We start from the raw sequence: 15,380 nt of genomic DNA, 5'->3' as shown, positions 1-15,380 counted from the left end.
GGAAGGAAGTTCGAACCGTGCAAGGCTGGTTCGTCGTCATCATCGCGATCGCCTATGTGACGCTGCTTTTTGCGATCGCCAGCGTCGGCGACCGGCGCTCCGTGGCAGCCGGGCTCGGCCGCGCACGGCCCTCCATCTATGCGCTCAGCCTCGCCATCTACTGCACCTCCTGGACCTTCTTCGGCTCGGTCGGGCTCTCCTCCGAGCGGGGTCTCGAATTCCTCGGCATCTACACCGGCCCGGTGCTGGTCTTCGTGTTCGGCTTCCCGCTGCTCAACCGCATCGTCCGGCTGGCAAAGAGCGAAAAGATCACCTCGATTGCGGACTTTCTCGGCGCCCGCTACGGCAAGAGTTTTGCCGTCGCGGCGATCGCGACCCTGATCGCCACGGTCGGCGCCGTGCCCTATATCGCGCTGCAGCTCAAGGCGATCTCCGGCTCGGTCAGCCTGATGATCGAGCACTATACGGGATCGCCGCCTTCCTTTGATCCTTTTGTAAGCGACATCTCGCTGGTGGTGGCGATGCTGCTGGCGCTGTTTGCGGTCCTGTTCGGCACCCGCCACGCCGACGCCACCGAGCACCAGGACGGGCTGGTGCTGGCGGTCGCGGTCGAGACGGTGGTCAAGCTCGCCGCCTTCCTCGCCATAGGCCTTATGGTCACGTTTCTCATCTTCGGCGGCCCCGGCGACATGCTGGCGACGCTCGGGGCGAATGCCGAGGTGCGCCAGGCGATGGGCTACAACACGTCCTTGGTCACCTGGCTTGTGCTGACGACCTTGAGCGGCTTCGCCATCCTGATGCTGCCGCGCCAATTCTACGTCACCATCGTCGAGAATCGCAGCGAGGCCGAGCTGCGCACCGCGACCTGGGTGTTTCCGCTCTATCTCGTGGCGATCAACCTCTTCGTCCTGCCGATCGCCTTTGCCGGGCTGTCGCTGGTCGGCGCAAGGACCAGCAGCGACCTCTACGTCCTGTCGCTGCCGCTTTTCAGCGGCCACGACGTGCTGGCGATGATCGCCTTCATCGGCGGCCTGTCGGCGGCCACCGCCATGGTCATCGTCGAGAGCGTGGCGCTGTCGATCATGATTTCCAACGATCTCGTCATCCCGCTGTTCGTGCGTCGATTGCTCAAGACCACTTCTTCGGAGAACGAAGACTGGTCGACGCTGATCCTGAACGTTCGGCGAGCGTCGATTTTCATCATGCTGTTCATCGCCTTCCTCTATTACCGCGAGAGCACCAACAGCGCGCGGCTGTCCTCGATCGGGCTGATGTCCTTCGCAGCGATCGCGCAATTCGCGCCCGCCCTGATCGGCGGGCTGATCTGGCGCCGCGCCAATGGCCGGGGCGCCGCGCTCGGCATGGTCGCCGGCATCGCGGTCTGGGGTTACACGCTGCTACTCCCTTCGCTCGTCGGTCCCGGCTCCGACTTTGTCGTCCATGGACTGTTCGGCTTCGAGGCGCTGAGACCCCAGGCGCTGTTCGGCACCCTCGGCGAGCCGCTGAACCACGGCGTGCTGTGGAGCCTGTCAGTCAACACGCTGTTCTTCGTGATGGGTTCGCTGTCCCGCGCATCGGTGCCGCTGGAGCGCATCCAGGCGGCGATCTTCGTGCCGCGCGAGGCGGGGCCGATGCCAAGCCTGCGCCGCTTCCGCACCGCGGTCACGGTCAATGACCTCAAGGATACGATTTCCCGCTATCTCGGCGTCGAGCGCACCGAGCGCTCCTTCCAGTCCTTCGAGAAGAACGCGAACGTCTCCCTGCACGGCAAGGAACAGGCCAGCATGGACGTCATCCGTTTCTCGGAGCAGTTGCTGGCGAGCGCCGTCGGGTCGTCGTCGGCGCGGCTGATCCTGTCGCTGCTGTTCCGCCGCAACGACCGCGACTCCAAGGATGCCTTCCGGCTGCTCGACGACGCCACCGAGGCGCTGCAGCACAACCGCGACCTGCTGCAGATCGCGCTCGACCAGATGGAGCAGGGCATCACCGTCTTCGACCGGGATTTGCGGCTGATCTGCTGGAACCGGCAATACCGGGCGCTGTTCGATCTGCCTGACGAGATGGGCCAAGTGGGCGTGTCGCTCGACCAGATCCTGCGGCATCTGGCCGAGCGCGGCGATATCGCCGCCGACCAGCGGGTGACGATGCTCAACCGGCTGACCAGCTTCGTCGGTCCTTGGCAGATGGAGCTCAGGACCAGCGGCCGCATCCTGGAGCTGCGTTCCAACCCGATGCCCGACGGCGGCATCGTCGCCACCTATGCCGACATTTCCGGTCGCGTCGAGCAGGACCTGGCGCTGAAGCGGGCCAATGAATCGCTGGAGCAGCGGGTCAGGAGCCGCACCGCCGAGCTCACCCGCGTCAACGAGGAGCTGGCGCAGGCGCAGATGCTTGCCGAGGAGGCCAATCTCAGCAAGACGCGCTTCCTCGCCTCCGCGGGCCACGACATCCTGCAGCCGCTCAACGCCGCCAGGCTCTATTGCTCCTCGCTGATCGAAAAGGCCGGCAAGGGGCCCGCCGGCAGGGCCGCGACCAACATTGAATCCTCACTGGAATCGGTCGAGACCATCCTCGGCGCGGTGCTCGACATATCGCGGCTCGACGCCGGCGCGTTGAAGCCCGAGGACACCGCCTTCAGCCTCGGCGGGCTGCTTGGCCAGATCGGCAACGATTTTCGCCCGCTCGCCGCCGAAAAGAAGCTCGGCCTGAAAATCATGCCGTCGTCGCTCGGCGTGATGACCGACCGCAATTTGCTTCGCCGGCTGATCCAGAACCTCGTTTCCAATGCGATCAAATACACGCGCGAAGGCCGCATATTGGTCGGCGTGAGAAGGCGCGGCGAGCTGGCCGAGATCCAGGTGATCGACACCGGCATCGGCATTGCCGCCGACAAGCTGAACACCGTCTTCCACGAATTCACCCGGTTGGACGAGGGCGCTCGCGAGGCCGAAGGCCTTGGCCTTGGCCTTTCCATCGTCGACCGCATCGCCAGGGTTCTCAGGCTCGAGATCCGCATCTTCTCCAGCCCCGGCAAGGGCACGCGTTTTTCCGTCATCCTGCCGGTCGCCGCGATCGCGGCGCCGCCGCGCGAGACGGGAAAGGCCTCCGCGCGCGCGCCATCCTCACTTGCCGGACTCAATGTGCTGTGCATCGACAATGACGCGCGCATCCTCGACGGCATGCGCCTGCTGCTCGAAGGCTGGGGCTGCAGCGTCGAGACCGCTTCGGGATCGCAGGACCTGATGCGCCCGGGTGCGGCAAGGCCGGATGTGGTGCTCGCCGACTATCATCTCGACGGCGGTACCGGGCTCGACGCCATCGCCAGGCTGCGCGCCACCTACGGCAAGGATCTGCCCTGCGTGCTGGTCACCGCAGACCGCTCCAGCGAGGTGCGCACTGCTGCTGGTCTGCTTGATGTGCCGGTGATCAACAAGCCGCTGAAGCCTGCCGTGCTGCGCTCGATGATGGCAAGGGTCAGGGCACTGGCGCCCGCGGCGGAATGATCAGCTCACCGGCTGCAGCGGGTCGCCGCCGATCTTGGAAAGCTGGATGACCGCCTGGGTGCGGCTGTCGACGCCGAGCTTCTGCAATATAGCCGAAACATGCGCCTTGATGGTGGCTTCGGAGACGCCGAGCTCATAGGCGATCTGCTTGTTGAGCAGGCCTTCGGCCAACATGCCGAGCACCCTCGTCTGCTGCGGCGTCAGCGCCTGCAGGCGCTTGATCAGATCGGAAATCTCCGGGTCGCGCTCGACGCCGAGCTCGATGCCGGCGGGTGCTGCGATATCGCCGGCAAGCACAGTCAGGACGGCGCTGCGTATCTCCTCCATGCTTGCCGATTTGGAGATGAAGCCGGACGCGCCGAGATCGAGCGCGCGGCGGATGGTGGCTGGATCGTCATGAGCCGACACCACCACCAGCGGCACCGAGGCATGGATGCCGCGCAGCGAGATCAGTCCGGACAGGCCGCTGGCGCCCGGCATCGACAGATCGAGCAGCACCATGTCGATGTCTTCATTGGCGACGACCAGCGCCTTGGCGCTTTCGAAATCGCCGGCCTCATGGATGGCGGCGACGTCGCCTATGCCGGCGAGCGCTTCCTTTAGTGCGCCGCGAAACAGCGGATGGTCGTCGGCAATGACGAAAGTGTGGCCCGACGGCAAATACTCCTCCCCGGATCCCATTGCTGATTGTGTGCTTTCTTAGGGGATCGGAACGATTATGCGGCGGCGCGGCGCGTTTTCAAGCAGCAAAGGCCGCGCGCGCAGGCTTTTTCCCGGGAGCTCAGGTCTTTTGCGGGCTGGGCTTCGTGCCACCGTCGCCTTCCTGCCTGTCGATGTCCTTGACGATATCCATGAAGCTGCGGAAGAAGCGCTCCATGTAGCTCATCGTCTTGTTGAAATCCTCCTCGCTCGGCAGTTGGGACTCCAGCCGGGCCGAGAGCGAGTTCTCGAGCTTCGCGACGCGCTCGTCGAGTGCCTTCACCGTGCTCTGCAGCCGGTCGATCTCGTCCTGGAAGGCGGAGCGCTCGTCGGCGGCCAACTTGCAGACGAGCTGGCCGGAGCGCTCCTCGCAGATCGACATGGCGCCGGTCTGGGTGTCCATGCGGACATAGCCGTTGGCGGACTTTTCGAGCCGATAGCGGTCCGTCTCCTCGGAATAGGCCGATGCGGCGACCAGCGAGCAAAGCGCCGCCGGGATTAGAATGTGCTGCAGACGCATGTTATCCTCCATGAGCCGTTGTGCGAACAATATCACAGGTTTGCGCCTGAAATGGGGAAGAGTTCGCAAGCACCCTTTCCCCCATGGATCGTTCGGAATATAGCGCGCCAATGTCTCAGTTTATCTACAAGATCGCGCCTGAAGCCATGTGGCGCGAAGCGGAACGGAACGGCCGCTTCACCGGAGCGCCGATCGACATCGCCGACGGCTTCATCCACTTTTCCACCGCAACTCAAGTGCGCGAGACGGCGGCCAAGCATTTCGCCGGCCAGGCGGACCTGCTTCTCATCGCTGTCGACGCGGCAAAGCTGGGCGACGCGCTGAAATACGAGGTGTCGCGCGGCGGCGCCCTGTTCCCGCATCTCTACGCCGCGCTCGCCCTCGACGCCGTGCTCTGGGTGAAGCCGTTGCCGCTCGGCGCCGACGGCCACGAATTCCCGCCGCTGGAGGACGAATGAGCGTGCTCGACCGGATCGGCCAAAAGCTGCTTTTCTCGTTCGACCCGGAAACGGCGCATGGCCTGTCGATCGCGGCTTTGCGCTGCGGCCTGCCGGCCGCCTCGCCTCCCCCGCGCGACGCGCGGCTCGAGGTCAGCGTCTGCGGGCTCGATTTTCCGAACCCGCTCGGCATGGCGGCCGGCTATGACAAGAACGCCGAAGTGCCGGACGCGCTGCTCAAACTCGGCTTCGGCTTCGCCGAGGTCGGCACCATCACGCCGCTGCCGCAACCCGGCAATCCGAGGCCGCGCATCTTCCGGCTGACCGCCGACGAAGCGGTGATTAACCGGCTCGGCTTCAACAATGAAGGGCATGCGGCCGCCGAAAGACGGCTTGCCGCGCGCAAAGGGCGGCCGGGTATTGTCGGCGTCAACATCGGCGCCAACAAGGACAGCGCCGACCGCATTGCCGACTATGAGCGCGGCGTCGCCCGCTTCGCGGCCCATGCCAGTTATCTGACGGTCAACATCTCCTCGCCCAACACGCCGGGCCTGCGCAACATGCAGGCGCGCGAGCAACTGGGCGAACTCCTGTCGCGCGTGGTGGCGGCGCGCGCGGCTGCGTCGGTTCAGCCGCCCATCTTCCTCAAGATCGCGCCGGACCTCGTCGACGCGGAACTGGAAGACATCGCCGCCGAAGTCATCGAGAAAAGGATCGACGGGGTCATCGTCTCCAACACGACGCTTGCCCGGGTCGGGTTGCGCAGCGCAAGTCTGGCCGGCGAAGCCGGCGGGCTGTCAGGCAAGCCGCTTTTCGAGCGCTCGACGGCGGTACTCGCCCGGATGCGCAAGCTGCTCGGCCCACAAGTGACGATCGTCGGGGTCGGCGGCGTCGACTCGGCGGAAACCGCGCTGGAGAAGATCCGCGCCGGCGCCGATCTCGTCCAGCTTTATACCGGCATGATCTATGCCGGCCCGGCGCTGCCTGGCCGCATCGTTGCCGGCATGGCGCGGTTTGTGGAGCGCGAGCGGCTTGGCTCGATCCAGGATTTGCGCGACTCGGCTTGCGAGCGCTGGGCTTCAAAGCCGATCAGCTGAACGCCGTGCGCATCCTGAGCCTCAGCACCGCAAGCAGGCTGAAACCCCGCACCAGCAAAAAGACGTGCAGCGCGGCCCATAGGCCGTTGTTGCCGAAGGCGGGTGCCAGCGTGATCAGCGCCGCGGCGAAGGCCAGGAAGGACAGGAGCATCATGTTGCGCATGTCGCGCGACCAGGTGGCGCCGATGAAGACGCCGTCCATCTGGAAGGCGAGCACGCCGCTCAGCGCGGTGAAGGCGGCCCAGGGCAGATAAATGTCGGCGACCGCGCGGACCTCCGGAGCGGTTGTCACCATCGCCACCAGCTGTGCGCCGGCCGTCAGCAGAATAAGACTGGCGACCGCCGCCAAGCCGAAGCCCCAGATCAGCGTCAGCCGGACAGCTTGCCGGAACGGGGTGGCCGCATGCGCGCCGATGGCGCGGCCGGCCAATTGCTCGGCTGCGGTGGCAAAGCCGTCCAGGAAATAGCCGGCGACGAGGAAGAAGTTCATCAGCACGGCATTGGCGGCGAGCGTCACCGTGCCGAATTGGGCGCCCTGCCTGGTGAACAGCGCGAAGGCGGCAAGCAGCGAGAAGGAACGGATCATGATATCGCGGTTGAGCGACAGCATGCGCAAGTAGGCCGGCAGGTCGAGGATGCGCCGGCGTGACGGCCGCTCCAGCTTGCGGAACCGCCTCAGCACGATGGCAAGGCCGAGCATCATGGCCAGGAACTCGCCGGTGACGGTCGCCCAGGCAACGCCCGCCACGCCCCAGCCGAGCTCGAGGCCGAGCAGGAAGCAGAGCAGGATGTTGATGCCGTTGAGCACGGCCTGCAACATCAGCCCTATCCCGCCCTCGCCACGCCCCAGAACGTAGCCCAAAATGGCGTAGTTGATGAGCGAGAAGGGCGCGGCAATGAGCCTGATGCGGATATAGACCGACATCGCCGCGCTGACACGCGGCTCGGCGCCCATGAACCACTGGCCGCCTACCGCAAACAGCGGCGCAAGTGCTGCAAGCACCACGCCGGCGACGACCGCGATCAGCACGGCCCGCCAGAGCACCGCCTGCTCCTCCAGCGGATCGCCGCGTCCGAAAGCCTGAGCGACGAGGCCGGTGGTGCCGGAGCGCAGGAAGTTGAAGGTGGTGAAGACGACGTCGAAGACCAGCGCGCCTGCCGCCAGTCCGCCGAGAAGAGCCGCATCGCCGAACTGCCCGATCACCGCGGTGTCGACGATGCCGAGCAGCGGCGTCGTCAGATAGGCAAGGGTCATCGGCACAGCGATCGCCAGCACCGACCGGTTGGTGACGATGAAGGTCCCGGCGTTGATGTGGGTCGCACCCTTGTCCAAGGATTGCTGCCTTGCTCATTGCGGCTTGCTAGAACGGCCGATGTGCCCCAGTTTGCCGCTGCCGCGCAATCGCCATCGGGTGACGGCCAACCGAATTCCAGCTCTGGCGCAGGCCGCCCCACCATGCCTTTGCAGATCGTCCACCATCCCGACTACGACGCCGGCTTTGCCGTCAATCACCGCTTTCCGATGAGCAAATATCCGTTGCTGATGGAGGCTTTGCACAGCCGCGGGCTGGCAGCAGCGGGAGCGCTTTCGATGCCGGAACGGGCGCCGGCGGCGTGGCTCAAGCTCGCGCACGAGGCCGGCTATGTCGACGAGGTGCTCGCTTGCGAGGTGCCTGAAAAGATCGAGCGCGAGATCGGCTTCCCGGTCAGCCAGCGCGTGTCATTGAGGGCGCAGCTAGCAACGGCAGGCACGGTGCTGGCGGCGCGGCTGGCGCTGAAACACGGCATAGCCTGCAACGCCGCCGGCGGTAGCCACCATGCCAGGCGTGCCCAAGGCGCGGGCTTCTGCACCTTCAACGACGTGGCCGTGGCTTCCCTGGTCCTGCTTGCGGAGGGCGCCGTCGAAAACATCCTGGTCGTCGATCTCGACGTGCATCAGGGCGACGGCACGGCGGACATTTTGAAGGATGAGCCGCGCGCCTTCACCTTTTCCATGCATGGCGAACGCAATTATCCGGCGCGCAAGATCGCCTCCGATGTCGATATCGCGCTGCCGGACGGCACCGGCGACGCTGCCTATCTCGACCGGCTCGGCGCCATTCTTCCAGAGCTTTGCGCAAGGCGGCGCTGGGACATCGTGTTCTACAATGCCGGCGTGGATGTCCATGCCGAGGACCGGCTTGGCCGGCTGACATTGACCGACAACGGCCTGCGCAGCCGCGAGGAGCTGGTCATCAGCTATTTCCGCAAGGCCGGCATCCCGCTATGCGGCGTCATCGGCGGCGGCTATTCGAGCGACGTGCCGGCGCTTGCCGCACGCCACGCCATTCTGTTCGAGGTCGCGGCCGCGTATGCTGACGCTCGCCAGGCTACTTCCTGTAGCTCGCAATCCTGAGCAGGATAAAGGCGGGCACGACGATCGCGGCGCCGAGCAGGATATAGCCCAGGAAGCGGTCGATAGTATGGAAGCCGAGATTCCACAGATCGATGAAGAACTGGCGGATGCCGTAGAGCACGTCCATCGGCGACCAGCCGAAAGCGTGCATGACGAGGCCGACGAGGAAGGAAACCACCAGCAGCTTCACAAGCACCCTGAGTGGCGTATCGCCGAGAAAGCGTGTCAGTGCGGACAAGGCCGTTCTCCGGTTCGAGCTGCCCGATTCGGGGCGCGACCTCAGAAATACGCACTCGGATACCCGGCATCAAGCCGAAGGCCGCGCGCGAAGCTATTGTGCCGGCGGCCTTGATAGCCCGATCCGGCCGGCACACGTGGCTCGCTCGGTCAGATTCTCCACCGGAAGATGCGGGCCCAAAGCGGCCGGTCGCGGTAGACTTCCCTGGAGCGCCACAGCCTGTTGTAGCGGTTGCCGCCGCCGATACCGAGGTGCGATATCGGCTTGCCGCCCCGCTTACGCTTGATCGCGACCGGCTCGCCATCATGGCTGAGGCAATGGCCGAAATCCGCGGACGCCTGAAGAGGCGCGGCAGACGGCACCGACCTGAGGGCTTCGCCGACGATGAGGTCTTCCGGTTCGCAGGTCAGCGCGACGGCCTTGCCGAACAAGGTCGGGCCTGTGGGGCAGAGCGCAGTCGGCCCGTAATATTCCCGTTTCACATTGGCGCAGACAAGCTCGATCGCCTTGGCGAGCGCCTTGTGGCGAGGCGGCGCGGCAACAACCCCGATGCTGGTGTCCCACGGGGTCGAGCTGAGGAAATCGCGAAAGATCGACAATTTTCCATCAGCGCGAGGCACTCCGCGCAGGAAGAAATAGGAAAGATCGGCATAAAGGCCGCCTTGCTCATAAAGCAGACAATATTTGGCGAGGTCCGCCTTGTATGAATAAGGTCGCAGCGTCCTGAAAGCCGAAAGCACCTCTGCTCCGAAATGCGTCGAAATGAACTCCGCCAACGCCGCTTCCCGGAACAGGCGGTGCTCGTCGCCCGGATGAGCAGCCGTGAGCGAGTGGATGTTTTCGGCAACGAGCCCGGAAAGGTGCTCGCTGCCGCCGTCGGTGATCAGAATGCTGAAGAGAGGCATCCGGCTTCCGTCTCGATCAACGTGCCTTGGTGAGCCTTCAACTTGCCCCAGTCGCGCCACTGGTGGGGACTGGCCTTCAGATAGGCCAGGTGCCGATCGGCGAAGTCTTGCGCGGCGCTCTGGCTCAGTTCGGCCTTGTCCTGGCTGCGATCAAGATCGATCGGATTTTCCACAGTCACCCGTATCTTGCCTGTGCTGTCGTCACGAACGACGAAGACCGGCAGCAGGGGAGCGCCGGCGATCCTGGCCAACCGGGGCGCGCCGCCCGCAAATTCAATGGCCGACTGGCCGATTCGCGCACGCACGAGCAACTCACCCTCCCAGGCGCCAGCGGTGATGGACGCAAACTTGCCCTGGCGAAGCAACCGCCTCGCCTCGTTCATGCTGGCGGCGGGATTGGCGCGGTCGATCACGATACGGCCCGCGGCATGTCTGAGCTCGACGCCGGTTCTGATCGGGTTGAGGAACCGGATGCCGAAGCGCGATTTCGAGAAACCGTGCTCGGGCCTGCTGACATGGAAGACATCGAAGCCGGCTTTGGCGAAAACCATCTTCGCCGCAAGCGCATTGAAGGCGAAATGCGCAATCCACAGGACGGCGCCACGGCCCTGTTCGCGCGCCGCATCGAGATGCTCGGCGCCGAGGAGTTCGATCTCGGGTCGCCAGCCGACGAGCCACTCGCGGACGATCTGGATGTTGTGTTCGCTGCGCATCGCGTCGACCCGGAGCCGGTCCTCGCGGCCGGCTATGCCAAAGGCGGCAAGATCCGGTTGGTCACCAACGTCGCGCCGAGACTCAGGCGCCCGTTTCAGCCGCTCCAGCCAAAGGCAGACACTGCGCCATCTCTTCTCAGGCACGAAAAGAGAGACGAATACAAAAACAGGAAGCCTCAGCAGGAATCCGAGATCTTCCACAGCAAAGGCTTTTCCGGAGCGAGAGGCTCGCTTCCTCTTCCGAACATTGATTTCCAAGCTGGGTCCCCACCCTTAACCCCTGAGCCATTACCATGTTGTGGCACGGCGTCAAAGCGCCGGTGGATGGCTCTCGGCTTTTCAATGTATCGCCGATTGCTAGATGCGGGGCCATCATGGTAACGAGGCTGTTGCGCGGGTATGATGTAATGGTAGCCTGTCAGCTTCCCAAGCTGAACGCGCGGGTTCGATTCCCGCTACCCGCTCCAGCTTGCGCCGCAAAGGTTCGGGCCTGATTTTGCGATTACCGCAACAAGGCGGTTTTACAGGCTGTTTTACAGCTTTCGTTCTCGATCCGGGCCGATATGCAATCAAGGCCGAACAAAAGTTCCGGTCTTTCTGATCGCATCGCGCGCCGATTCGCGCAGGCTTTGACAGGTTCGGTCCAAAGCCTCGAGGGCTGGCACCGTGAAATATCCGGTGACTATGTATCTCGATCGGATCATGATGTCGGTCTCCATGCGCCGCAGAACCTCGATATCCTGATCGTCCAATGGCAGTCCGAATTCGGAAGCCCGCCTGCTGAGACGATCGGTCTTGTGGCCGTATTTGTTGCTGGCGAGTTCACTGACCGAGATCCCGTGCAACCGAAGGAATGCCTTCAGATAGAGTTCCACGGCGTGATAATGCAAAAAATAGATCGGGTCGTGTTCGTTCCTATGTTGGCCAGGGCTCGGGCGGCTTCGTGATAGGAAACGGCGTAGTGGAAGAGACCGATTGAGCTAGTTCTCTCGTTCTTGCTATCTTCGACCAAATCCCTTCGGAGAACCTGACATTACCCCGCCTCCCTCTCGTGTTCTCGTTCGGTTAGTGCCATCATCGGTCTACTATCGACAAGGGGGCGAACGTGGGGCTCATCAGGAAGGACGAAGCCGAGCAGGCAGTTCGCTATTTCTGCACGAAATGGGCTGAGGAACGCGGCCTACCGCACCAGCCAGACGATCCAGCCTTTTCGGATTTCTATTCCTGGCTTCAACAGACGTCGCCCGGCCATCTCAGATTTCGCTCCTCGACATCGGTGCGCGATGACGTTGAGCGCTGGTTCATTAGCGAATTTAAGCAGGGCTGGCGCTACTAGATGCCGATTCTGCCGCTCAGACCTTCCCTGAAGAGCTACCGCGGAGGCAAGGCAAATGTGCAGCTCAAGACCGCAAAGGCAAACGCGCTGGCGCAACGCATCGCCGACCACATCAACATGTTGATCGCAAACGACCCTCATGAAATGCAGCAATACTTGTTCGCGAGCATTGCTCGTGACCTTGGGTGTTCAACGGACGCGGTAAGGTCCGCCATTTCGGATGGGGGATATAACGGGATTTCGATCAGAGTTCTGGGCGATGACCGCCGCGCCTTGGCGCGATATGTGGCGGTCCCATGAAACGCATGTCCCTTGAAGAGCCCGAAAGCGCGGCGGACCACGTCGCGGGTATCTTCGCGCGGATCTGCAGATTACTGCGCCGCGCAGCTTCGGGCTGTCGGCTAGTTGGGTGTGTTGACCGACCCGGTGCCCGACCTCAGACTGGTCAATCCACGCAATGATTCGGAGATATCTGAATGCGTCTCATCGTGAGCATGGACTTAAATAGGCAACGTGCGGCTGAGGCAATTCTTGCGGACATCGCGAAACATGGTGCCATCAGGGCGGCCGGTTGTGACCAGGATGCTATTGGTCTGCTGATGAAATACGGTTTGGTTCACTTCGCGAGCGCCGGCCAGACCATCGATTTCACACCGAAAGGCAAGATCGAAAGCCAGACCCGCACCGTTCGCGCGAACTAGTCAGGACTTTCTTGCCTCGTTGAGCTTCTGAATGCGCTCCTTGATCGCAGCCTGCCGGCCAACGTAGCGGCGGATAATGCGCGCGACGTGCTCTTCCTCCCAAGCCATGATCTCGGCGATCTCGCGCTCGGTCAGGCCGGAGACATAGAACTTCGTCGCTGCAGTGCCGCGCAGGTCGTGGAAGTGCAGGTCGTCGCCTTTCGGCCATGCGATCTTCTTGGCGTCGGAGAACGAACTGGCCAAACCGTTGACAGTCCACGGGCGCTTCTTGCTACTGGTCAGAATGACCGGTGAGCGCTTCGGTATTCGTCCGAGGATGTCGCGCAGTCCCTGATAGAGCGGAATGATGGCCTCGCGCTGATGTCTGCTTTTGCCGGTGGTTATGATCATGGCGTCCTCGCCGACATGGGACCAGGACAAGCGGATGAGATCGCCGACGCGAAGGCCGGTATGTGCAGCCAGGTCGACAGCTTGGGCAATCTCGGCCGAGCACGTCTTCTTCAGGTGCGCGATGTCGCTGTCTGTCCAGACGATTTCCGACCGAGAGCTGCTGTAAACCTGTTTGATCCCTTCGCAAGGGTTCGAGGATATCTTGCCGAGCGGATCGACCGCATATGAGAGCACGCGTGAGAGCACCTGCATGCCATAATCGGCTGATCTCGGAGTCTCAGCGTATGCCGCGCGCCACCGGCGGATCACCGGCCTGATCTTGTCCGACCGATCGAACTGGGCGATCCGCAGCTCCCCGAAATGACCGGCGATCCGGTCAAGCCATGGACCCCAGTTGCGTCGCGTCGACTCTGCTAGTTTTTTGTAGTCGGCGCTTGCCCTGTAGAGCGCGATCAGCGAGCGGAACCGACCGCTGTCTGATGACTGACGATTGGCGACTGCCTCATTGTAGGACGCCAGAAATTCCGGCGATCCAGGCGCGCCGGTAAGGCGTGGACCGCCGCGCCAAGCATACCAGTAGATCCTGCCCTTGGCCTTGACCCTGTGCAGGCCCTTGAGTCTAAGCGTGACCATGCTTTGCCTCGAACTCGGCGAGCTCACGGTCGAGATCGTCCGTGACAGCAGAATCCACCATGCCAGCCTGGGTCTGGATGCCCGACTGGTTATCGAGCACACGGTCGAGCGCCCTGCGATCCCAGACTTTGCGGCCAAGGAACACGACCGGTTTCGGCATTTTGCCGATGCGGACGAGCTTATCAAAATGTGTCGGGCTGACGCCAACGTAGGATGCTGCTTCCTTGCGGTCGTAGCCGCGGCGAACATCAGGCGCGAGAGGATGGATGAGGTCGACAGTGATCATTGGATGGAGTTTCTCCTCCGCTAAGTTCTCGTTTGGTCGTGTTTCGATATACCGACGTGCCTTTTGGCTCGGCCTCCCAATGAAATTCGGAGAGATCGTCTGACCTTCGGCGCCGGGTTGCCTTCTTGCCGTCGAGACCGATGATCACCCGGCGCACAGCGCCTTCGTTCGTCAATTCAAGCAAATGCTTCGGAGTGACGGCCAGGAATTCAGCAGCTTGGGCGGAGCGAGCAGGCTCGACATTTCAGAGGTTATAGCGGCAGGCCGGCCACTCGACTTCACGAATTGTTACCGTCTTGCCGGGGGTGCCAATTTGTCGTCGAAAGCCGTGACACTACCTTAAGGGAACCATAGAGCAGCGCCAGTGCAACATTCGCTCCCTGGTGCCCTGCCAGGGCCTGCCAGCACCCTGGGCACCTTCATGTTCCAGCAACAAAGCTCCAACGGGTGGCCGCCGGCTGCGCTAATGAGGCTTGGCATGGCAAAGGGCCCCATTAGCCTCGCCGATGGAGCGCTGCTTCGTTCAGGCGAGCTCTGCAGCTATGATTGTGGACGCAGCAATGCAATTGTCATAGGAGCTAGCTAGCTGCGCCTTCATTGGACGAGCCCTGTGGCACTGATATTCAGCATCGCCCCAACGTGGGTTGAATTAATCCTGGCTCTAGAGAAGCGGTTCGAGTTACGCCGCCGAGGGCCTCAAAACGTGCCGGTCGGGACGCCCGCGCTGTTGTATGCGACCGCCCCTATTTCGTCGATAGTCGGAAGGTTTACGATAGGGGAAATCATCACTGCCACTCCTCTCGAGTTGTGGCAGAAAATCGGCGTATGGACCGGATGTTCGAGAGAGTATTTCGATGAGTATTTTGCAAATACTAATCTAGCTAATGCTGTTACAATACTTGAACCTGTTCGGCTAGATTCGCCACTTTCACTAAAGAAACTTAAGGATGACTATTTCTTGCGCCCACCGCAATCTTGGATGAAGATTGACTCGATGCATCCAATTCTAACGGCTCTTACATGATATTTGTCGGTGGTCTATCTGGATCTGGAAAAACCTCGATGATCCGGAATTTGGTGTCGCGGATTCCAGAATACACCCACATTCAAGCAAGCGCTATATTGAGGTCGATAGATCGCCCGATAGAGGGCCTTACCTTGGACGAAGCCATTGAGAACCAGGCGGCTCTCGCCGACTGGATCGCAAAGCTTTCTAATGTTGACCGGAAGAGAGCTATCCTGGATGGTCACGGCATATTGATCGTAGATGACGCGCCGCTTCAGGTGCCCTTTGAATTCTTCAATGCAATTGGTCTGAGCCGAATTGTTTTGATAACCGGCGAGCCGTCTCTGATCCTTAAGAATCGCACTTGGCCAGCTAGTCTAAGCAGCCCCGAAGCGATTGCTCTTTTGCAAGAGATAGAGGCGGCGACGCTTCGCGATGTGTCCAAAAAGCTCGGCGTCGATATGCATGGCGTGAATTCTGGCGATCTTGACCGCCTCTATCAAGTTTTCGAATTGAAATAG

Annotated in this window: 16 protein-coding genes and 1 tRNA gene; 9 read left to right on the top strand and 8 right to left on the bottom strand. The window is 62.3% G+C overall.

Going from position 1 to position 15,380, the window contains the following annotated elements:
• Window positions 1-17 precede the first annotated feature (17 nt).
• Window positions 18-3,503 (top strand): PAS domain-containing hybrid sensor histidine kinase/response regulator, encoded by a 3,486-nt coding sequence (locus CK222_RS03540; protein ID WP_095799390.1) that lies wholly within the window; start codon window positions 18-20, stop codon window positions 3,501-3,503.
• On the opposite strand, the gene CK222_RS03535 is transcribed toward CK222_RS03540, so the two are convergent.
• Window positions 3,504-4,163 carry a response regulator transcription factor gene (locus tag CK222_RS03535; RefSeq protein WP_066996819.1) on the bottom strand — a complete coding sequence of 220 codons (660 nt, stop codon included), beginning with the start codon at window positions 4,161-4,163 and terminating at the stop codon, window positions 3,504-3,506.
• 121 nt (window positions 4,164-4,284) lie between these two features.
• Window positions 4,285-4,722 (bottom strand): hypothetical protein, encoded by a 438-nt coding sequence (locus tag CK222_RS03530; RefSeq protein ID WP_066996874.1) that lies wholly within the window; start codon window positions 4,720-4,722, stop codon window positions 4,285-4,287.
• A 110-nt stretch (window positions 4,723-4,832) separates the two neighbouring features.
• Between CK222_RS03530 and CK222_RS03525 the strand changes: the two genes are divergently transcribed.
• Both CK222_RS03525 and CK222_RS03520 read left to right on the top strand, forming a co-directional pair.
• A complete protein-coding gene (locus tag CK222_RS03525; protein ID WP_095799389.1) occupies window positions 4,833-5,180 on the top strand; it encodes a DUF952 domain-containing protein in 348 nt (115 codons plus the stop codon).
• Window positions 5,177-6,256 carry a quinone-dependent dihydroorotate dehydrogenase gene (locus CK222_RS03520; RefSeq protein ID WP_095799388.1) on the top strand — a complete coding sequence of 360 codons (1,080 nt, stop codon included), beginning with the start codon at window positions 5,177-5,179 and terminating at the stop codon, window positions 6,254-6,256. Before CK222_RS03525 ends, CK222_RS03520 begins: the two co-directional genes overlap by 4 nt.
• Here the strand turns inward: CK222_RS03520 and CK222_RS03515 are convergent.
• Window positions 6,249-7,589: an MATE family efflux transporter gene (locus tag CK222_RS03515; protein WP_176477559.1), complete on the bottom strand. Its 1,341-nt coding sequence runs from the start codon at window positions 7,587-7,589 to the stop codon at window positions 6,249-6,251. The genes CK222_RS03520 and CK222_RS03515 overlap by 8 nt on opposite strands.
• 123 nt (window positions 7,590-7,712) lie before the next feature.
• On the opposite strand from CK222_RS03515, the gene CK222_RS03510 reads away from it, so the two are divergent.
• Window positions 7,713-8,651 carry a histone deacetylase gene (locus CK222_RS03510; RefSeq protein WP_095799387.1) on the top strand — a complete coding sequence of 313 codons (939 nt, stop codon included), beginning with the start codon at window positions 7,713-7,715 and terminating at the stop codon, window positions 8,649-8,651.
• Here the strand turns inward: CK222_RS03510 and CK222_RS03505 are convergent.
• From CK222_RS03505 to CK222_RS03495, 3 genes are all read right to left on the bottom strand, one after another.
• Window positions 8,626-8,889 (bottom strand): DUF6460 domain-containing protein, encoded by a 264-nt coding sequence (locus CK222_RS03505; RefSeq protein ID WP_095777454.1) that lies wholly within the window; start codon window positions 8,887-8,889, stop codon window positions 8,626-8,628. The two genes, CK222_RS03510 and CK222_RS03505, sit on opposite strands and share 26 nt — an antisense overlap.
• Window positions 8,890-9,038: 149 nt before the next feature.
• Window positions 9,039-9,794 (bottom strand): glycosyltransferase, encoded by a 756-nt coding sequence (locus CK222_RS03500; protein ID WP_095799386.1) that lies wholly within the window; start codon window positions 9,792-9,794, stop codon window positions 9,039-9,041.
• A complete protein-coding gene (locus tag CK222_RS03495; protein WP_141247034.1) occupies window positions 9,773-10,507 on the bottom strand; it encodes a hypothetical protein in 735 nt (244 codons plus the stop codon). Before CK222_RS03495 ends, CK222_RS03500 begins: the two co-directional genes overlap by 22 nt.
• A gap of 393 nt (window positions 10,508-10,900) precedes the next feature.
• On the opposite strand from CK222_RS03495, the gene CK222_RS03490 reads away from it, so the two are divergent.
• From CK222_RS03490 to CK222_RS03470, 4 genes are all read left to right on the top strand, one after another.
• Window positions 10,901-10,974, top strand: a tRNA-Gly gene (locus CK222_RS03490).
• Window positions 10,975-11,070: 96 nt separating this feature from the next.
• Window positions 11,071-11,454 carry a hypothetical protein gene (locus tag CK222_RS31485; protein ID WP_141247033.1) on the top strand — a complete coding sequence of 128 codons (384 nt, stop codon included), beginning with the start codon at window positions 11,071-11,073 and terminating at the stop codon, window positions 11,452-11,454.
• 389 nt (window positions 11,455-11,843) lie between these two features.
• Window positions 11,844-12,143, top strand: a complete 300-nt coding sequence (locus CK222_RS03475; RefSeq protein ID WP_245432954.1) for a hypothetical protein — start codon at window positions 11,844-11,846, stop codon at window positions 12,141-12,143.
• A gap of 176 nt (window positions 12,144-12,319) precedes the next feature.
• Entirely contained in the window at window positions 12,320-12,544 is a 225-nt protein-coding gene (locus CK222_RS03470; RefSeq protein WP_095799382.1) for a hypothetical protein, read from the top strand.
• On the opposite strand, the gene CK222_RS03465 is transcribed toward CK222_RS03470, so the two are convergent.
• Complete coding sequence (locus tag CK222_RS03465; RefSeq protein ID WP_095799381.1) at window positions 12,545-13,567, bottom strand: tyrosine-type recombinase/integrase; 1,023 nt, start codon at window positions 13,565-13,567, stop codon at window positions 12,545-12,547.
• Window positions 13,554-13,853, bottom strand: a complete 300-nt coding sequence (locus CK222_RS32160) for a hypothetical protein (protein WP_176477558.1) — start codon at window positions 13,851-13,853, stop codon at window positions 13,554-13,556. The genes CK222_RS03465 and CK222_RS32160 overlap by 14 nt, the downstream gene beginning before the upstream one ends.
• Before the next feature lie 1,020 nt (window positions 13,854-14,873).
• Here CK222_RS32160 and CK222_RS03455 point away from each other — a divergent pair.
• Complete coding sequence (locus tag CK222_RS03455) at window positions 14,874-15,380, top strand: AAA family ATPase (protein WP_095799380.1); 507 nt, start codon at window positions 14,874-14,876, stop codon at window positions 15,378-15,380.

This window comes from Mesorhizobium sp. WSM3866 (assembly GCF_002294795.1).
Taxonomy (GTDB): domain Bacteria; phylum Pseudomonadota; class Alphaproteobacteria; order Rhizobiales; family Rhizobiaceae; genus Mesorhizobium.
Note: the sequence above shows the minus strand (reverse complement) of the source record. Positions and strands in the feature narration are given on the sequence as shown.

Bases quoted from the DNA above. Each gene is read 5' to 3' on its own strand.
- CK222_RS03510 (WP_095799387.1), top strand. From the start codon at position 7,713: ATGCCTTTGCAGATCGTCCACCATCCCGACTACGACGCCGGCTTTGCC.
- CK222_RS03475 (WP_245432954.1), top strand. From the start codon at position 11,844: ATGCCGATTCTGCCGCTCAGACCTTCCCTGAAGAGCTACCGCGGAGGC.
- CK222_RS03495 (WP_141247034.1), bottom strand. From the start codon at position 10,507: ATGCGCAGCGAACACAACATCCAGATCGTCCGCGAGTGGCTCGTCGGC.
- CK222_RS03530 (WP_066996874.1), bottom strand. From the start codon at position 4,722: ATGCGTCTGCAGCACATTCTAATCCCGGCGGCGCTTTGCTCGCTGGTC.
- CK222_RS03465 (WP_095799381.1), bottom strand. From the start codon at position 13,567: ATGGTCACGCTTAGACTCAAGGGCCTGCACAGGGTCAAGGCCAAGGGC.
- CK222_RS03455 (WP_095799380.1), top strand. From the start codon at position 14,874: ATGATATTTGTCGGTGGTCTATCTGGATCTGGAAAAACCTCGATGATC.
- CK222_RS03470 (WP_095799382.1), top strand. From the start codon at position 12,320: ATGCGTCTCATCGTGAGCATGGACTTAAATAGGCAACGTGCGGCTGAG.
- CK222_RS03500 (WP_095799386.1), bottom strand. From the start codon at position 9,794: ATGCCTCTCTTCAGCATTCTGATCACCGACGGCGGCAGCGAGCACCTT.
- CK222_RS03525 (WP_095799389.1), top strand. From the start codon at position 4,833: ATGTCTCAGTTTATCTACAAGATCGCGCCTGAAGCCATGTGGCGCGAA.
- CK222_RS32160 (WP_176477558.1), bottom strand. From the start codon at position 13,853: ATGATCACTGTCGACCTCATCCATCCTCTCGCGCCTGATGTTCGCCGC.
- CK222_RS31485 (WP_141247033.1), top strand. From the start codon at position 11,071: ATGCAATCAAGGCCGAACAAAAGTTCCGGTCTTTCTGATCGCATCGCG.
- CK222_RS03520 (WP_095799388.1), top strand. From the start codon at position 5,177: ATGAGCGTGCTCGACCGGATCGGCCAAAAGCTGCTTTTCTCGTTCGAC.